The sequence below is a fragment of the Limisphaera ngatamarikiensis genome (assembly GCF_011044775.1).
Classification (GTDB): Bacteria; Verrucomicrobiota; Verrucomicrobiia; order Limisphaerales; family Limisphaeraceae; genus Limisphaera; species Limisphaera ngatamarikiensis.
The window spans coordinates 24186-41257 of record NZ_JAAKYA010000032.1 but is presented as its reverse complement, the minus strand read 5'-3'; the positions used below and the strand labels follow the sequence as shown (position 1 = coordinate 41257).

General features: G+C 65.2%; 14 protein-coding genes. 10 read left to right on the top strand and 4 right to left on the bottom strand.

Translation table 11 applies throughout. The features are described from left to right. Positions 1 to 18: 18 nt before the first annotated feature. Together G4L39_RS05585 and G4L39_RS05580 are read left to right on the top strand one after the other, a co-directional pair. A complete protein-coding gene (locus G4L39_RS05585) occupies positions 19 to 765 on the top strand; it encodes a YggS family pyridoxal phosphate-dependent enzyme (protein ID WP_240893828.1) in 747 nt (248 codons plus the stop codon). An 86-nt stretch (positions 766 to 851) separates the two neighbouring features. After that, positions 852 to 1187 carry a hypothetical protein gene (locus G4L39_RS05580; RefSeq protein WP_165106565.1) on the top strand — a complete coding sequence of 112 codons (336 nt, stop codon included), beginning with the start codon at positions 852 to 854 and terminating at the stop codon, positions 1185 to 1187. Between the two features lie 133 nt (positions 1188 to 1320). On the opposite strand, the gene G4L39_RS05575 is transcribed toward G4L39_RS05580, so the two are convergent. Then, positions 1321 to 3462 (bottom strand): TonB-dependent receptor family protein, encoded by a 2142-nt coding sequence (locus G4L39_RS05575; protein WP_165106563.1) that lies wholly within the window; start codon positions 3460 to 3462, stop codon positions 1321 to 1323. A gap of 197 nt (positions 3463 to 3659) precedes the next feature. On the opposite strand from G4L39_RS05575, the gene G4L39_RS05570 reads away from it, so the two are divergent. Both G4L39_RS05570 and G4L39_RS05565 read left to right on the top strand, forming a co-directional pair. Further along, complete coding sequence (locus G4L39_RS05570; protein WP_165106562.1) at positions 3660 to 5009, top strand: hypothetical protein; 1350 nt, start codon at positions 3660 to 3662, stop codon at positions 5007 to 5009. Next, positions 4913 to 5710, top strand: coding sequence for a right-handed parallel beta-helix repeat-containing protein (locus G4L39_RS05565; protein ID WP_343203308.1), 798 nt, complete (start codon positions 4913 to 4915; stop codon positions 5708 to 5710). The genes G4L39_RS05570 and G4L39_RS05565 overlap by 97 nt, the downstream gene beginning before the upstream one ends. Before the next feature lie 74 nt (positions 5711 to 5784). On the opposite strand, the gene G4L39_RS05560 is transcribed toward G4L39_RS05565, so the two are convergent. Next, complete coding sequence (locus G4L39_RS05560; protein WP_165106558.1) at positions 5785 to 6828, bottom strand: hypothetical protein; 1044 nt, start codon at positions 6826 to 6828, stop codon at positions 5785 to 5787. Between the two features lie 7 nt (positions 6829 to 6835). Next, positions 6836 to 7927 (bottom strand): two-component system sensor histidine kinase NtrB, encoded by a 1092-nt coding sequence (locus tag G4L39_RS05555; protein ID WP_165106556.1) that lies wholly within the window; start codon positions 7925 to 7927, stop codon positions 6836 to 6838. A gap of 402 nt (positions 7928 to 8329) precedes the next feature. Here G4L39_RS05555 and fmt point away from each other — a divergent pair, with 402 nt between their 5' ends. After that, positions 8330 to 9373 carry a methionyl-tRNA formyltransferase gene (gene fmt, locus G4L39_RS05550; protein WP_165106555.1) on the top strand — a complete coding sequence of 348 codons (1044 nt, stop codon included), beginning with the start codon at positions 8330 to 8332 and terminating at the stop codon, positions 9371 to 9373. Positions 9374 to 9457: 84 nt separating this feature from the next. Beyond that, a complete protein-coding gene (locus G4L39_RS05545) occupies positions 9458 to 10879 on the top strand; it encodes a S8 family peptidase (RefSeq protein ID WP_165106553.1) in 1422 nt (473 codons plus the stop codon). A gap of 57 nt (positions 10880 to 10936) precedes the next feature. On the opposite strand, the gene G4L39_RS05540 is transcribed toward G4L39_RS05545, so the two are convergent. Then, entirely contained in the window at positions 10937 to 11794 is an 858-nt protein-coding gene (locus G4L39_RS05540) for a type II secretion system protein (RefSeq protein ID WP_240893823.1), read from the bottom strand. 594 nt (positions 11795 to 12388) lie between these two features. On the opposite strand from G4L39_RS05540, the gene G4L39_RS05535 reads away from it, so the two are divergent. From G4L39_RS05535 to G4L39_RS05520, 4 genes are all read left to right on the top strand, one after another. After that, positions 12389 to 13642 (top strand): glycoside hydrolase family 5 protein, encoded by a 1254-nt coding sequence (locus tag G4L39_RS05535; protein WP_165106550.1) that lies wholly within the window; start codon positions 12389 to 12391, stop codon positions 13640 to 13642. 110 nt (positions 13643 to 13752) lie between these two features. Next, positions 13753 to 14724, top strand: a complete 972-nt coding sequence (locus G4L39_RS05530) for an ABC transporter permease (RefSeq protein WP_165106549.1) — start codon at positions 13753 to 13755, stop codon at positions 14722 to 14724. Positions 14725 to 14846: 122 nt separating this feature from the next. Next, positions 14847 to 16739, top strand: coding sequence for an SPFH domain-containing protein (locus G4L39_RS05525; RefSeq protein ID WP_165106547.1), 1893 nt, complete (start codon positions 14847 to 14849; stop codon positions 16737 to 16739). A gap of 12 nt (positions 16740 to 16751) precedes the next feature. After that, the coding region (locus G4L39_RS05520) for an SPFH domain-containing protein (RefSeq protein ID WP_205880805.1) at positions 16752 to 17072 on the top strand (321 nt) is incomplete at its 3' end.

Sequence of the window (17072 nt, the reverse complement as noted above, 5' to 3'; positions counted from 1 at the left end):
GGGGCGGGTGGGGTTAGGATGCGGGGCATGGACTGGGCGGAACGGATCGGGGCCAATCTGGCCGAGGTGGAACGGCGGATCCGTGCGGCGTGCGATCGTGTGGGCCGGGATCCGGCGGAGGTGATGATTGTGGCGGTGACGAAGACGCATCCGCCGGCGGCGGTGGAGGCGGCCGTGGCGTGCGGGTTACGGGTGTTTGGGGAGAACCGCGTGCAGGAGGCGCGAGCCAAGATCCCGCTTTGTCCCGGGTCGGCCCGGTGGCATTTGATCGGGCATTTGCAGACCAACAAGGTGCGCGAGGCGGTGGGGTTGTTTGAGATGATTCAAAGCGTGGACAGTCTGAAGGTGGCGCTGGAGATTCAGCGGCGTGCGGAGCAGGCGGGTCGGCGGATGCCGGTGTTGCTGGAGGTGAACGTGGCCGGGGAATCGAGCAAGTTTGGTTACGCACCGGACCGGTTGTTGGAGGAGTTGGGGGCGTTGAACGGGTTGTCGCGGCTGGAGATTCAGGGTTTGATGACGGTGCCGCCGTGGTCGCCGGATCCGGAGCGGGTGCGCCCGTATTTTCGGCGGTTGCGGGAGTTGAAGTTGGCGTGTGAGGAGCGGTTGGGAGTGCCGCTGCCGCATTTGAGCATGGGGATGAGCGGAGACTTTGAGGTGGCGGTGGAGGAGGGAGCGACGATGGTGCGGTTGGGGACGGTTTTGTTCGGGCCGCGCGCATCCGCGGTGCGGTCGGGGGCCGGGGATGGGGCGGAAGCCGGGGATTGACAGGGCGCATGGATCGGATTGGGTTGGCCGCGAGGTGGCGGGCCGGGTCCCCTTGAGTTTCGGCGGCCCGGGTTTAATCTGGCGGTGTGACGGTGGATGATTTCAAACCGGAGATGGAGGCGGCGATCCGGGCCTACGACCGGTTCGTGGTGTGCCTGGAGCGGCCCACGCAGGATTTTGAGCGGTCGCTGCGGTCGTTGGTGGCCCGGGCGATTCAGGCTTATCAGAACCGGGGTCCGGGCATGCGCCATGGGATTGCGCTGGACAAGCACGTGACGGTGATTTTGAGCGTGTCGGACACGGAGCGTCCGTTGTGCGGGATTTACTTCAATTTGCACTCGCCGTATCACGGCAAGCCCCTGCCGAAAACGGTGAAGGAGATTCATCCGCGGGCGCCGGAATCGGGTGGGTCGGGCGATTGAGGGGGTGTGGGCCGCGGCTGCAGGGTTGTGCAACCGCGGCCCGTTTCCGGGTTGTGGCGAACCCTGCCGGGCTTGAGGGCTTTGTCCGGCAGAAGGCTCAGGGGTTACCGCTGTTAGCGCGCGGGTGGAGACGCTAGAACCACCGGATCCGCAGGCCGAGGTAGAAGTTGCGTCCCGGCATGGGCTCGATGCCGTCGCTCCGGACGCGGGAGAAGTAATCGCGGTCGAAGAGGTTTTGGATGCCGGCGAGGAGGCGGACGTTGTCGCGGTAGAGGGCGGCTTCGGCGCTGAGGTCCCAAACGGTGAAGTCCGGGATGCGGCTCAGGCCGACGGATCCGGGCTGGTTACTGTCCTGCCAGTACATGGCGTCCACGTAGGAGCCGGTGAGGGCGATTTTGAAGCGTTGGTTCCATTCCCCGACAAGCCCGGTTTTAAGGAGCATGTCCGGTGCGTAGGCGGGGGTACGGCCGTCGTTGCGGCCGGCAATGAATTCTGCGTGCAGGAGCGCGGCACTGCCGAACCATGTCCAACGCCCCCAGGCGGGGTGGAGAGGGTGGCGTGTCCAGGATTCGATACATGGGATGAGTTGGAATTCGAGGCTGGTTTCCCATCCGTAGTAGCGCGCCCGGCCCGAGTTGGAGCGTTCGAAGTTGCCGGCGCCGAGGTCGCGGTTTTCGATGACGTTGTCGTAATCGGTGCCGAAGACGCTGGTGTCGTAGGCGAGCCAGGGGGTGAGGTTGCCGCGAAAGCCGGTTTCGAAGGTCAGGGTACGCCCTTCCTGGAGGTCTGATGGCGGAAGCTGGGTGTTGCTGGTGGGGTTCACGAGGTCGTCGTAACGGGGTGGACGGTAACCTTGGGAGATGTTGGCGTACCAGCGATGGGATTCGTGCCAGTCGAAGGTCAGGCCCAGGCCCAGGAGCGGCACGGCACGGCTGAAGGTTTCGTCCAGGAGGGGTCGCGTGACCTCCCGGTTGAAGTTTTCCTTGACCGAAGTTTCCATGAGTTCGAGTCGGAAGGCCGGGATGATGCCCCAGCGGCCCCAGGCGAAGCGGTTTTCTGCGAACACGGCTCCGTAGAGGGAGTGACGGTCCAGGTCGAAGCGCGGTTCACCGTGGAGGCTGGTTCCGAGGCCGGGGGCGCGTTCGCGGCTTCGTGGACTGTTGGCTGCGTAGAGGACGAAGCCGCCGGTGAAGTGGTGTTCGCCCCGGCCGGCGATCCAGTCATGACGCAGGCGGGTGTCGAGGCCGACAAAGTCGAAGATTTGCTGGTCGAGGTTCATGAATGTGCCGGCCGCATTTTGGCGGCGGCTGAGTCGGTCCTGGTGTCCGGTCCAGGTTTTGAGCGTCAGGTGGGTTTGGTGGGTGGGGGTGCCTTCGAGTGTAACGGTGGGTACGTAGCGTTCCATGAACAGGCGGTCCATGGGCCTGAGCGTTTGTTCGCGATTGGCCTGGTATTGGGCGAGGGTGAGTCGGCCGGGTTCGCCTGCTTCGGAAGAGTAACCGTAGAAGTCCAGGGTGACCCTCCACTGCGCGGCGATGGGGAAAGTGATTTTTGCCTGGCCCTGGAAGACGGAGAAATCCGCGTTGGCGTCGCGGAAGCCATCGCCCTGGCGGTGGTGGAATCCTGCGAGGTAACCGACGTTTCCCAAGGTGCCCGCGAGTCGGGTGTACGTGGAGTAAAAGCCCCAGGAACCGGCCAGATGCCGGGTGTCGAATTCCCATGCGGTTTGGGGCGCGGGATTGTAGGTGACATAGTTGATGACGGGTCCGGGTTGCGGCCCATAGAGGAGGGCCGAACCGCCCCGGATCATTTCCACCCGTTGGACGCTTTCCAGTGGGGGTGTGTAATAAGCGGTGCTGTAGCCCACCCAGTCGGACACCAACGGCACACCGTCCTGGAGGATGAGGACGTATTCGGATTCATGGGGATCGCCGATGCCGCGGTAGGTGAGGTTGGCGTGGCCGGGCGTGGGCATCTCGGAGATGAGGAGTCCGGGCAGCAGGGAGAAGGCCTCGCGGTAGTTGTTGTTGACCACCGGGGGGAGGGCTTCCAGGTCGGCCACGGAGGTTTTCTTCCCCTGATAGATCCTGGTGTCCTGGACGTCGGGCAGCGCACCTTCGGCCGGAACGATCCCCCGCACGATGACCGGCGGCAGGGTGGCGGGGGCAGTGGAAGCGGCGCCCTGTGCGAGGGCCGGGCCCGCCTGCCGGATGAGGCAGGCCGCCGTCAGGGCGACGACGATTGCGCATGCATTGTGAGTTTCCAGCCGTTTCATGCGGGAAGTTTAAGGGACGGGAGCGGTGCGGCGCTTGCGGTGGGTTGCGATTTTTTGTCGGTGGGTTGCGATGGATCGGTCTTGCCGTGGAGTGGTGGTCGGGGCAGGGTGCACGGCGGGGCTGGCACGGACCGGCCGGTCCTGGTGAGGCATGAGTCATGAGAACGGTGCGGGTTTTATCGGGATTGGTTGGCTTGATGTTGGCATGGGTGATGTGCGCCGCCGGGGCGCCGCAGGTGTTTTATGTGGCGCCGGACGGGGATGATGCCCATCCGGGTACGGAGGCGCGTCCGTTTCGATCGCTGGAAGGTGCGCGCGATGCGATCCGGCGTTTGAAGGGTGCGGGAGGTTTCCCGGCCGGCGGGGTGGAGGTGCGGATTCATCCGGGTGGATATCGGATGGTGCGGTCTTTGGTTCTGACGGGTGAGGATGGTGGGGAGTTGGGTCGGCCGATTGTGTATCGGGCCGTCCAGCCGGGCGGGGTGCGGTTGGTGGGCGGGGTGCGGCTGCGCTCGTTCCGGCCCGTGCGGGACGGGTGGGTGCGGGATCGGTTGCCGGAGGAGGCGCGGTCGAACGTGGTGGAATGTGATCTGCGCGAGGTGGGTTTGACAAATCTTCCGCCGCTGGAGCCGGGCGGGTTCGGGAGTGGTCGGGGCTTTCGGACGCATCCGATGGTGGAACTGTTTTTTGATGGTCAGCCGTTGCCAATGGCGCGGTGGCCGAACCGAGGGTTTGCGCGGACGGGGCCGGTGGCGGAGCCGCGCACGTTGTCGGCGTGGGATGGCCGGCCGGGCTCGCCCGAGGGACGGTTTCGGTTTGAAGGGGACCGGCCGTTGCGGTGGGTGGGCGAACCCGAGTTGTGGTTGTACGGTTACTGGTTCTGGGATTGGGCGGATTCGTATGAGCGGGTGGAACGGATTGATGCTGCGGGGCGGGAGATCCATTTGGCGCGGCCGTGGCATAAGTACGGGTTTCGTGAGGGCCAACCCTATCGTGCGGTGCACGCGTTGAGCGAGTTGGACGAGCCCGGCGAATGGTGGTTGGACCGCCGACGATGGTGTGTGGTGTTCTGGCCGCCCTCGGATCCGGCACGGGCGGTGGTGGAGTTGTCGGTATTGGCGGAGCCGATGTTGGTGTTGCGGGAGGTTTCGCATGTGCGGTTTGAGGGTTTGCGGTGGGAATGCAGTGCCGGGGATGGCGGTGTCGTGGAGGGGGGGAGGCCGTGCGGTTTGAGGGGTGCCTGTGGCGGAACCTCGGCGGGAACGGGTTGGAGATCCGGGGTGGGGTGGGTCACGCCGTGGTTTCGTGCGATTTTGAGTTTCTGGGCCGGGGAGGGATTTTGTTGTCGGGGGGCGACCGGCGGCGGCTGGAGCCCGGCGGACATCGGGTGGAGAATTGTCGGTTTGGTCATCTGTCGCGGGTGGACCGCACTTACACGCCGGGGATTGGGGTGGATGGCGTGGGGCATCGGATCCGGCACAACCAGTTTCATGACCTGGCCAGCAGCGCGTTGCGTGTTGGTGGCAACGACCATGTGGTGGAGCTGAACGAGGTGTTTCGGGTGGTGTTGGAATCGGACGATCAGGGTGGGGTGGACATGTGGGGGGACCCCACGTTTCGGGGCAATGTATTTCGCTTCAACTACTTTCATCACCTGGGGCCGGATCAGGAGGACATGAAGGCCCTCAGGATGCGTGCCGGGATTCGATTGGACGATGCGATCAGCGGCGTGTGGGTGTACGGAAATGTGTTTCAGCGTTGTGGTCCGGCGGACACGCATTTCGGCGGGGTTCAGATCCATGGCGGCAAGGACAATCGGGTGGAGGCCAATTTGTTTGTGGACACGCCGGTGGCGGTGAGTTTTACGCCCTGGGGTGCGGAGCGCTGGCGCCGGTTTGCCAGCAACGCGTGGCATGCGGCGGCGGTGGACCGGTCGCTGTATGTGCAACGGTATCCGGAGCTGGTGCGGCTGGAGGAAGATGCAGACCTGAACCTGATTCGCAGCAATGTGACGGTGCGCTGCGGGCGCTTGTTGTTGCGTGCACCGGCGGCGGTGCGGGTGGAGGGGAACCGGGAATACCCTGCGGAGGTGGCGTTTCCCGAGGGACCGGACGGTCGTTTGCGGTGGGACGGTGTGGCGGCGCGGCGCCTGGGTGTGGATCACATTCCTTTCGATCGGATTGGACTGTATGAGGATCGCTGGCGGATACGAGCGGGGGATGGATGGCGTTTGCGCGGGAGGGAGTAAGCAGGGGCGGCGCCCGATTGGTCCGATCCGGGGATGGAGGCCCGCGAGGTGGGTCGGGATGTTTTAGAAGGCCGTCAGGGACGGGCCGGGGTGCTGGGTTTGGGGCGTTGGAGTCGGTGACGGTTCCAACGGCAGGGTGTGCTGCCGGAAGGGTCGAGTTCGAGCAGGACCCATCCGCCGCCACGCTCGATCTGGATACCGGCCAGGGAGGGGCAGAGACGGACGCGGAACCGCTGCCAGGTGCGGGCGTTGCGGAGTGCGGCGCTCATGCGTTCGATGCTGGAGCCGAGCCACGGGATTCGGGGCATGCCGGCCAGGACGTGGCTTTTCCAGAGGATCCATTCGGAGTGGAGGTGGCCGATGACGGTCAGTTCGAGTTGCGGCAGGCGTTGGCGGACGGCCGGGAGGGTGTCGAGGAACGGAAGGGCGGAGGGGTCGTGGCAGAAAAGGAGGATGCGTTGGCGGGTATCGGTTTGTTCGAAGGCGCGGCTGATGGCGTTGAGGTGTTCGGCGCGGAGCATTTCCCAGTCGGCCTGTTCGGCGGGCAGCATGTCCCTGGCGAACAAGGGGAGGGCTACGAGGGTGGAAGTGACGGCGATGAGCCGGTAAGCGCCGATGTTCCAGGTCCACAGGGGTTGGATTTGGAGGTCTCGGGTGGCGCGGTGCCAGCTTTCCAGGCGCAGCCCGCCGTAGTGGCCGAAGAAGCTGAGTTTGCCCAGTTCGTGGTCGCCCAGGACGAGCCGGAGACGGTTGGGGAATGCCTGGTGGAGCAGGTCCAGGCAGAGGCGGGCACTTTCGAACGTACCGGGGTCGCTCAGGCCGAGGCTGGCGGTGTCGGCTGCGTAATCGCCGTTGATGACGGCGTGGGTGCAGCCATGGTCTTGTGCCTGGTGGAGGAAGGTGGGGAGGAGACTGTTGTTGCCGAGGGGGTGACGCATCCAGAACAAGTGGCGCCAACAGCGGAGGGCGGTGCGTTGGATCGGGTTGGGGATGCGGAGGAGGTCGGTGTCCTCGCCGCGTGCCTGCTCGATGGGGCCGGCGAAATGGATGTCGCTGGCCAGGGCCAGTCGGAGGAGAGAGGCGTTCTCGGGCAGGTGGGAGGATCCGACCGGCGGCATGCTGGATTCAGGTTTGGGCTGCGGGTGGGAAAAGGATGTGGAATGCGGTGCCGTGGTGGAGGCGGCTTTCCACGCTGATGGCGGCCTGATGTTCTTCGAAGATTCGGCGTGTGATGGCCAGGCCCAGGCCGGTGCCGTCGCGTTTGGTGGTGAAAAAGGGCTCGAACACACGGGGCAGGTCTTCCGGGGCGATGCCGGAGCCGGTGTCGGCCACGGTGACGCGGAGTCTTGGCGGGCGACCGCCCTCGCGGAGGGCTTCGGCGGGCTCGTCGGGGTTTTCCCTGACCACCTCGAGGGTGAGGGTGCCTCCGGAGGTCATGGATTCGATGGCGTTGATCAGGAGGTTCACGAAGGCCTGTTCGAGCTGGTACTCGTTGCCGATTACGCGGTCGTCCTCGGTCTGGTAACGGCGTTCCAGGCGAATGGACTTGAGGCGGAGGGGTTCCTGGACCAGGCGCAGGGCGTGTTCCAGGATTTCACGGAGTCGTACTTGGCCGGTCTGCTGCCGGGGCAGGCCGGTGAACCGGAGCATTTGGAGCACGATGGTTTCGATCCGCTTGAGCTCGCGCAATGCCACCTGGCCCAGTTCCGGTGCGGGTTCACCCGATTGAGCGAGCTCCACGTAGGTTTTGACGGCGACGAGGGCGTTTTTGATTTCGTGGGCCACGCTGGCGGCGAGTGTGCCGATGTTGGCCAGGCGGTCCATGCGCACCAGTTCGCGTTCGACCTGGTCCATGGGCCGGAGGTCATGGAGGGTGAACCAGCGCAGACCGGGTTGGGCTGCGGGGATTTCGCCCAGGGAACAGAGCTGGCAGAGGAACCGGCCGCGGCCGGGGATTTCCCAGCGTACCTCTTCCTCGGTCGTGACCGGTGCGCGGAGGAGAAAATCGCGCAGGCCGGCGGGCAGGTCGGCCAGGGGCCGGTCGGTCCATGCTTCGGCCGGCGCACCGAGCAGGCGGGCGGCGGCGGCGTTGAGCCATGCGATGCGGCCCTCCGGACTGACTGCGAGCAGTCCGCAGGGGAGGCAATCGCGGAACACCTCGCTCAGGCCGAGGCTGGTTGCGCTGACGCCGCTGTCCTCGTTCATGCCGTCTGCCATGTGACCGTCATGTCCTGTTTGTCCTGTGCAGTCCGCCGGCGGTTGCTTGCGGCCGGATGTCCCCGGACCGGGGGTGGCCAGACCCGTGCAATGGCTGGAGGACGCTCCCGTCATGGAAGGGTCATCCGGACGATCCGCCGGAAGAGTGAGCTGCACGCTGACGTCATGCTAGACCGCTTTTCTTAACGCTCAAACAAAATTTGTGCGGCGGCGGGCCGGAAAAAGGGCGTGCGCGGAGGTGGGGGGAATGGGTGGGTGAGGCGTGCGGGGATGCTTGCAGTGGTGTGGGGGATTGGTTCCTGCCCGTTTGAGCGATGGACGGAGCGGGATCGGTGTTGTGCGGGATGGGGGTCGGGGTGTTTGCACTTTTCGTTCGGACGGATTTGGCTTTGTTTGGGCGGGGTGAAACGGGTGCGCTGTGTGTACATGGGGACGGCGGCGATTGCCTGTCCGAGTCTGGCCCGGTTGTTGGACTGGCCCGTGGCGGAGGTTGTGGGTGTGGTGACGCAGCCGGACCGCCCTGCGGGTCGGCACCTGCGTTTGCAGGCATCGCCGGTGAAGCAGTTGGCGGTGGCTCGGGGCATCCCGGTGTTGCAACCGGAACGGGTTCGGGATCCCGGTTTTGTCGAGGCGCTGCGCGGTTGGGATCCGGACCTGATCGTGGTGATGGCGTTTGGTCAGATCCTGCCGCCGGCCGTGTTGGGACTGCCGCGGCATGGTTGTGTAAACCTTCATGCGTCGTTGTTGCCCAAGTACCGCGGAGCGGCGCCGATTCAATGGGCGCTGGTGCACGGGGAGACCATGACAGGTGTGACGCTGATGCTGATGGACGAGGGGATGGACACGGGGCCGATCCTTGCGCAGCGCGCCGTTGCAATCGGGCCGGATGAGACGGCGGGTCGGTTGCATGATCGGTTGGCGGAGTTGGCGGCGGATTCGCTGGTGGAATCGCTGCCGGATTATTTGGGCGGGAGGCTGGTGCCCCGGCCGCAACCTGTGGAAGGGGTTTCCTACGCGCCACGGCTGCGGAAGGAACACGGACGGATTGATTGGAACCTCTCGGCGGTGGAAATCGAACGGCGGATTCGTGCGTTTGATCCGTGGCCGGGGGCCTTTACGTGGTGGCGGCCGGTGGGCCGGGCGGAAGGTTCGGAAGAGGGCGCCGGGAAGGGGGCCGCGGAGGCGGGTCGGCGGGAGGGGTGCATGGTGAAGATCTGGCGGGCGGTTGTGGTTGAGGGGCGGGGTGTTCCGGGTGAGGTGTTGGCGGTGGAGCCGGACGGGGTGGTGGTGGCGTGTGGGCAGGGCGGGTTGAGGATTAGCGAGATCCAGCGCGAGGGGGGTCGGCGGCTGCCGATGGCTGATTTTTTGGCGGGGCACCGGATCCGGCCGGGCGACCGGTTCGAATCGGTTCCGCCCGGGGCGGACACCGGTGGGTCGGGGGGGTAGGATTTGTCGGGCCGCCCTGTGAGCCGGGCGATGGGGTGGGCGGCGACTTGGGGTGGTTCGCCCGGTGTGGTACTTTGGAGGGCCATGTTGGGTCGAAACGTTGACGGACTGCGCGGGTGGCTGGTTTGCATGGCCGCCGTGGCGGGGTTGTTTGGGATGGTGGCGGGCGGGGTGGCGGCTGAAGGTTCGGCTGCGGGCGGTGGTCCGAGGCTGGATTGGGATGCCGCGTCGAACCGGGTGACGGCGGACATTCGGGACGCATCGTTGGAGGCGGTGCTGCAATTGGTGGCGTCCCGGACGGGCTGGAGTGTGTGGGTGGAACCGGGGCTGGCGGGGCGGGTTTCCACGCGGTTTCAGGACCTGCCGCCGGGCGAGGCGCTGCGCCGGTTATTGGACCGGTTGAACTTCACGTTACTGCCGCAGAGCAACGGCCCGCCGCATCTGTATGTGTTTCGCACCTCGATGCAAGACGCCACCCGGCCGGTCAGGGCCGCGGCGGAGGGGCCTCAGGCGGGTTCGGACCGGGCGCGGATTGTCGGGGAATGGATTGTGCGGCTCAAGCCGGGGACCGATCCCGAGACGCTGGCGCGGGCGTTGGGGGCCGAGATCACCGGCCGGATCGAGGCGTTGCGGGCGTATCGGTTTCGATTTGCGACGGCGGAAGCTGCGGAGGCGGCGCGTCAGCGGTTGCTGGCCGACGACGCGGTGGCTTCGGTGGAGGCGAATTACCGGATGGATCGTCCGCCGGAACTTCAAGGGGTTTGGACAACCTCGGTGGGTTTGCCCCGGGTACAACCGCGCAAGCCGGATCCGGGCGGTGGGATTGTGGTGGCACTGGTTGACACGGCGGTGCAACCCCTGCCGGGGCCGTTGAACGAGTTTTTGCTGCCCGGCTTGCAGGTGGCCGAGGGTGACGGGCCGCCGGCGGACCTGCCCACGCACGGCACGGCCATGGCGCAAACGTTGTTGCGAGGGTTGGAGATGGTATCGGGGCCGGAGTCGAAGGTCCGGGTTTTGCCGGTGGACATTTACGGCGGCCGGGAGGTGACGTCCACGTTTGATCTGGCGTTGGGTTTGTATCTGGCGGTGTACGAGGGTGGGGCGCGGTTGGTGAATTTGAGCCTGGGCAGCCAGGCTGACAGTCCCCTGGTGCACGACGTTGTACGTCAGGTGAGTGGCACCGGGGTTTTGGTGGTGGCGGCGGCGGGGAATGAACCGACGACCGCGCCGGTGTATCCGGCGGCGTATCCGGAGGTGGTGGCGGTGACGGCCGGGGACAGATCGGGCGGCATCGCGCCCTATGCCAACCGTGGGGAGTTTGTGGACGTGGTGGCTCCGGGGGCGAGCGTGGTGTTTTACGAGGGGCGACCGTTTTTGGTGATGGGGACTTCGGCGGCGGCGGCCTTTACGAGCGGGCTGGCGGCCGGCCTGGCAGAGAGCCGCCCCGGTCAGATGAAAGATCTGCTGCCTGCTTTGCAGGCGATTCTGGGGACGCCGGGCCGGTGAACCGCCTGCAGGTGGCCCGGGCCGAGACGGGTTGAACCCCGTCAGGGCGTGGACGGTTTAATTCACCCGGGCTGTGGTGCGTTCGGCAATCCACTGCCAGTCGGGGCTGCCGGGGACAGCTCGACGGGCGACGTTGTTGCCGATGACCTGGGTTCGGCTGTCGCGCCACTTGTGGATTTCGGAGTGCCCGTCGGCGAAGGCAAAGCCCGCACCGAAGTTATGGTAGGTGCCCGGCCAGTCGATCCACTCCGGATTCATCACTCCCACGGCGAAGCCTGCATCGTTCAAGCTGCGGTCGTCTTCGTCCAAAATGACCCAGGTCATGGCCGGGCCGGGCCGGGTGAAGTCGGTTGTCTTCCCGTAGGTAAGAAACGGCTGTCCACGGCGATGGCTGTGGTTGTTATTGAGCCAAGGGCCGTTTACAGGGCGATTCGGCACACCACCGTGTCCAGCGCCTGACGCGTCGAACACCTGGCAGATGGTACCGACGGCCTGGCTCATGGCAATGGTGCGTGCGGCGCGGACGCTTTGACCGCGCTTGGCGGGATCGGTTCCGGTATAGAATCCTGACCGCTTGTCTGCAGGGCAGCGGAAGATCTCGATGTTGTTGCCGATGTAAGGTGCGACCAGCGTTCGTTCAGGGTCGCGAAGGATATCGGGGTTAAACTCCTGGGCTCCTCCTCGACCGGCCTGGCCGGCGCACCAGTTGTGTCCCAGGACCGTGTTGCCGTCATCGGGATTGGGCGGCAACAGCTCGCGGTGGTCGCTGGCGTAGAGGGTGATGGCCTTGATGAGCTGGTTGCCGTTGTTCATGCAGTAGATACCCTGGGTTTTGGATTTTGCCTTGCTCAAGGCGGGCAACAGCATCCCGGCCAGGATGGCAATAATCGCAATCACCACCAAGAGTTCGATCAACGTGAAAGCGCCGCTGACACGGCTCCGTTGGGTTTGGCTGTCAGGTCGCATGGTTGGGACTGATCGTTATTGTACGCCTGCCGCCATGGGCGGATTTCCTTCGACTACGAGCTACGCTAGTCCCGTGCGCAGGGCGTGTCAATCGCCGGGTGGTGGTGACGCCAACCGTGGTAGCCGGGGCTTGCTGGTTAGCCGCTCGGGAGCGGACGTGTGGCCAGCGGTGGTGCCGGGCGACCTCATGTCGAGTTGGTCTCCTGTCGTGGCTGGGTGGGTTGTCCGGCATTCACTTTTGCGGGGTGAACCCTCGGGGTGGAACCAAAGGGGATGGCGGGTGTGGTAGGGGGTGGTTTGGGGATCAAAGGGCTGCCTGCAAGGCGCTGCGCCCTTGGGCGCCCCGGACATGATGGTTGGCGGTGAGATCGGTTTGTGTGTGGCGGTGGAAATGGGTGGGAGAGGGTCGGCTGGTGATCCAGCTGGGCCGGGTGTCGAGTCGGCTCGACGGGGTTTTGGGTTTCGGGTTAAATGCGGATGTCGGCGTCGCGGATGAGGGTGCGGGGCCGATGCGAACCGTAAGTTCTCAACCGTTCAGAGGCTATGAAACGTCAGGTGTGCATCTGGGTTGCAGGGATGGTGTTGTGCGTGGCGCCGTTGGGCTCGGTGGTCCGGGGTGAGGGTTTTTTGCGGGCGCAGGGCGATCGGATTGTCGACGGTCGCGGTCGGGAGGTGTTGTTGCGGGGGATGGGTTTGGGCGGGTGGATGTTGCAGGAGGGATACATGTTGCGGCTGAAGGGGGAGAACCCGCAGCACCGGATCCGGTCGCGGATTGTGGAGTTGTTGGGGCCCGAGGCCACGGAACGGTTTTACACGTTGTGGCGGGACCGGCACATGACGGAGGCGGACGTGGAGACGCTGGCGCGGGCCGGGTTTAATTCGATCCGGCTGCCGATGCATTTCAATTTGTTTACGTTGCCGGTGGAGGAGGAGCCGGACCCGGACGGGCAGACGTGGTTGCCGACGGGTTTTGAGATGATCGACCGGCTGTTGTCGTGGTGCCGGCCGCGGAAGATTTATGTGATCCTGGACCTGCACGCGGCCCCGGGCGGGCAGGGGCATGACGTGAACATTTGCGATCGGGACACGAACAAACCGTCGTTGTGGGAGTGTGCGCGGAACCGGGCCAAAACGGTGGCGTTGTGGCGTAAACTGGCCGAACGGTATGCGAACGAGCCGTGGATTGGGGGCTACGATTTGATCAATGAACCGAACTGGTCGTTTGAAGGGCGCGAACGGCACGGGCGGGAGGACCAGACCAATGCACCGCTGTGGGCCCTGTACCGGGAGATCACCCGGGCCATCCGGGAGGTGGACCGGAATCACATGATCATCCTGGGCGGGAACGGCTGGGGGAACAATTACCGGGGTTTTCCGGGGCCGTGGGACGACAATCTGGTCCTGAGCTTTCACAAGTATTGGAATCCGAACACGGAGGAGGCGATTGCGCCCTATTTGGAGTTGCGGCGGCGGTACGGTGTGCCGATCTGGCTGGGTGAGAGCGGGGAGAATTCGAACGACTGGTTTCGCGAGTGTGTGGCCCTGGTGGAACGGCATCGGATCGGGTGGGCCTGGTGGCCGCACAAGAAGGTGGAGTCGCGTTCCTGCGTGTATACGGTGGAACCGCCGGCGGAGTATCGGGAGCTGCTGGCATACTGGCACGGGCAGGGGCCGCGGCCGACGCGGGAGGTGGCGGTTCGTGCGTTGTTCGGGCTGGTGGAGAACCTGCGGGCGGAACGATGCCGGTACAATGAGGATGTGGTGCGGGCGTTGATCCCGGAGCCGGGTCCGCGGTGAGGTGAGGCGGGGGCCCGGGGGGATGGTTCTGCGGGCTCGTGCGGAGCGGGGTTGTGCCGGCGGGCTTGGTCGGGGGAGGGCGTTCCCGTATATTGCCGGGGCGAACTGCGATGCAAGCGTTGTGGAACATAGCGGTCAACGCGTTCATGGAGCTGGTGCGGCAGCCGGTGTTTTTGCTGTTGATGACCAGCTCGGCGTTGTTCGAGGTGTTTCTTGCGGTGCCGTATTATTTTGCATTCGGGGATGAGCCGAAGCTGGTGAAGAACAGTGCGTTGGCGGTGGCGTTGTTGAGCGGGCTGGCGGGTGCGGTGTTGAGCGCGTCGTCCTCGGTGGCACGGGAGTTGCGGACGGGGACGGCCCTGGCGGTGTTGTCGAAGCCGGTGGGCAAGACGCGGTTTCTTGTGGCCAAGTATCTGGGGTTGGCGGGTGCGCTGGCGGTGTTGACGTATGTGAACGTGGTGGCGGCCCTGGTGGCGGGTCGGATGGCGTTTGACGCGTATGGCGAGACGGACGTGCGGGCGTTGGGGATTTTTGCGGGGGCGGTGCTGACGGCGTATTTGTACGGCGGGTTTGCGAACTATTTTCTGCGGCGGCCGTTTGTGAGTCACACGGTGGTGGCGTTGGTGCCGCTGGTGACGCTGGCAGCGGTGTTGATCGGGGAGTTTTCGCTGCATGCGCCGAGCCTGTACGAGCAGGCGGCCTACGATTGGCGGATGATTCCGGCGGGGTTGCTGATTTTGTTTGCGTTGTGGGTGTTGGCGGCGGTGGCACTGGCTTGTTCGACGCGGCTGGACATGATCCCGACGCTGGCGGTTTGTTCGGGGGTGTTTTTGCTGGGGTTGGTGGCGGATTACCTGTACAGCCGGATGGGGGGGACGCTGGAGGGGGGGCCGTGGTGGGCGACGGTGCTTTACACGCTGTTGCCGAACTGGCAGCTTTTCTGGCTCGGCGACCTGCTGGAGACGGGTCGCGGTTCGTTTCACTGGGGTTATGTGGTGAAGGCCCTGAGCTATACGGTTGGTTTTGTGGGTGCGCTGCTGTCGGTGGCGGCGGCGTTGTTTGAGGACCGCGAGCTCAGCTGAGCGGGGTTGGCGGTGGGCGGGCGCCGCTGAAGACGCGGCGGTTTGCAACCGCCGGGAGGCCGGGCCCATGGGACCGGCCGGCAGGGTCGGGTAGGACCGACCGGCAACGAACGCTGGAGCGGATGCGACGGAGTTATCAGAAGTACGGACTGGTGAACGTGCTCACCCTGTTGGGTGTGGCTGCGGCGGCCTTTGCGGCGGCGCGTTACGTGCATTCGCTGGCGGGGCATGTGGCGGCGGTGCATCTGGGGCTGGGCATGTTGGTGGCGTTCGTGAGCTGGTTCCAGCTCCGGTTGGAGGAGCAGGAGGCGGAGGAGCAGCTGGAGCTGGAGGAGATGGTGCGGTCGAAGGGCCGGGCGGGGCTGTTTGAGGCGGACGAGTCGGAGTTGCTGCCGGCGCGGCGTGCCCGGGAACAGTTTGAGCGGTATTTCGTTCCGGGTTTCACGCTGTTGTTGTGCGGGTTGCAGGCGGCGGGGGCGTGGTGGTTGTGGCGCTGGCTGGATCGGCAGACGCTTCCGCCGGTGTCGCCGCCGTTGGTGGCGATGTCGTTTTTCGGCCTGTTTGCGCTGATTCTCTTTTTGGTGGGCAAGTTTGCCTCGACGCTGGCGCGGTTGGAGAACCAGCGCTTGTTGCGACCGGGGGGCGACGCGGTGCTGTTTGGGGCGTACGTGTGCATGCTGGCGGTGGCGGCGGTGGTGGGGGTGGAGGCCGGCTGGCCGCGGACGGATTTGTGGGTGGCGCGGGGGTTGGTGGTGGTGCTGGGCGTGGTGGCGGTGGAAACCGCATTGAACCTGATTCTGGAGATTTACCGGCCGCGGTTGAAGGGGCAGCGTCCGCGCCCGGTGTACGAGAGCCGGTTGGTGGGTTTGTTGAGCCGGCCGGAGGGGCTGGTGACGACGGCGGCGGAGGCGCTGGACTACCAGTTCGGGTTCAAGGTTTCGGAGACGTGGGTTTACAAGTTCTTTGAGAGGGCGCTGGGCTGGCTGGTGTTGCTGCAACTCGGGGTGTTGTTGCTTTCGACGTGTTTTGTGGTGGTGGATCCCGGGCAGCAGGCGTTGTTGGAGCGGTGGGGCCGGCCGGCCGGAGACCGGGCCTTGTTGGGGCCGGGGTTGCATCTGAAATGGCCCTGGCCGGTGGAGAAGGTGTACCGGTACCGGACCGAGGAGATTCAGACGCTGACGGTGGGGATTGAACCCGAACCGCCGGAGCCGGGGGTGAAGGACACCCGGACGGTGGTATGGACGGTGGCGCACGGGAAGGAAGACCTGTTCATGGTGGCGGCGCGGGAGGTGGAATCGGGGGTGCGACCGCAGGATCAGCGGGAGCGCACGGCGCCGCCGGTGAGTTTCCTAGTGGTGAACGTGCCGATCCATTTCCAGATCGAGGATGTCCGGCAGTGGGCGTATGGGCACAGGGACCCTGCCCGGCTGTTGGAGAACTTGGCGACGCGGGAGATTGTGCGGTACCTGGTGAGCGCGGATCTCGGCGAGGTGATGAGCACGGCCCGGGCGCGTGCGGCCGAGGAGCTGCGGCTGCGAATTCAGAAGGCGGCGGAGGAGTTGCGGCTTGGGGTGCGGATCGTCTTTGTGGGGTTGCAGGGGATTCATCCGCCCGTGAAGGTGGCGCCGGAGTTTAACCGGGTGGTTTCGGCCTGGCACACGCGGCAGGCACGGATTCTGGACGCGCAGGCGGCGGCGATTCGGACGAATGCTCTGGCGGCGGCGCAGGCGTTTGTGCTGACGAACCGTGCGCTGGCGGAGCGGATGCAGTTGGAGCGGCTGAGTCTGGCGCGGGCGGCGGCTTTCACGAATCAGGAACCGGCGTTCCGGGCGGCGCCGTCGGTTTACCCGTTGCGGGCGTATTTGCAGAGGTTCGTTCCGGCGGTGTCGGGGGCCCGCAAGTACATCTTGTGGACGACGAACGTGCAGGATGTGATTCAGGTCGATTTGCAGGATCGGATCCGGCAGGACCTGTTGGACGTGGCCCTGCCGGCGACGCGGACGCAGAATCCCTGAGGATTGGAAGCCATGAAGCGGCCTGTTGTGACATTGCTGGTGGGTGCGGTGCTGGTGGTCATCTTTGCGCTGCTGCTGTTTGTGTTTCAGGTGCGGCAGTCGGAGGTGGCGGTGGTGACCACGTTTGGCCGTCCGACGCGGAGCATTACCGAACCGGGGGCATACTTGAAGTGGCCGTGGCCGATTCAGCGGGTGTACAAGTTTGATCGGCGGATCCAGGTGTTTGAGGACAAGTTCACCGAGGGTCTGACGGCCGACAACAACAACCTGTTGACCGCGGTGTATGTGGGGTGGCGGATTGCGAATGCGGAGGAGTTTTTCCCCAAGTTTGGC

Bases quoted from the DNA above. Each gene is read 5' to 3' on its own strand.
- G4L39_RS05535 (WP_165106550.1), top strand. From the start codon at position 12,389: ATGAAACGTCAGGTGTGCATCTGGGTTGCAGGGATGGTGTTGTGCGTG.
- G4L39_RS05530 (WP_165106549.1), top strand. From the start codon at position 13,753: ATGCAAGCGTTGTGGAACATAGCGGTCAACGCGTTCATGGAGCTGGTG.
- G4L39_RS05545 (WP_165106553.1), top strand. From the start codon at position 9,458: ATGTTGGGTCGAAACGTTGACGGACTGCGCGGGTGGCTGGTTTGCATG.
- G4L39_RS05555 (WP_165106556.1), bottom strand. From the start codon at position 7,927: ATGGCAGACGGCATGAACGAGGACAGCGGCGTCAGCGCAACCAGCCTC.
- G4L39_RS05575 (WP_165106563.1), bottom strand. From the start codon at position 3,462: ATGAAACGGCTGGAAACTCACAATGCATGCGCAATCGTCGTCGCCCTG.
- G4L39_RS05560 (WP_165106558.1), bottom strand. From the start codon at position 6,828: ATGCCGCCGGTCGGATCCTCCCACCTGCCCGAGAACGCCTCTCTCCTC.
- G4L39_RS05525 (WP_165106547.1), top strand. From the start codon at position 14,847: ATGCGACGGAGTTATCAGAAGTACGGACTGGTGAACGTGCTCACCCTG.
- G4L39_RS05585 (WP_240893828.1), top strand. From the start codon at position 19: ATGCGGGGCATGGACTGGGCGGAACGGATCGGGGCCAATCTGGCCGAG.
- G4L39_RS05570 (WP_165106562.1), top strand. From the start codon at position 3,660: ATGTTGGCATGGGTGATGTGCGCCGCCGGGGCGCCGCAGGTGTTTTAT.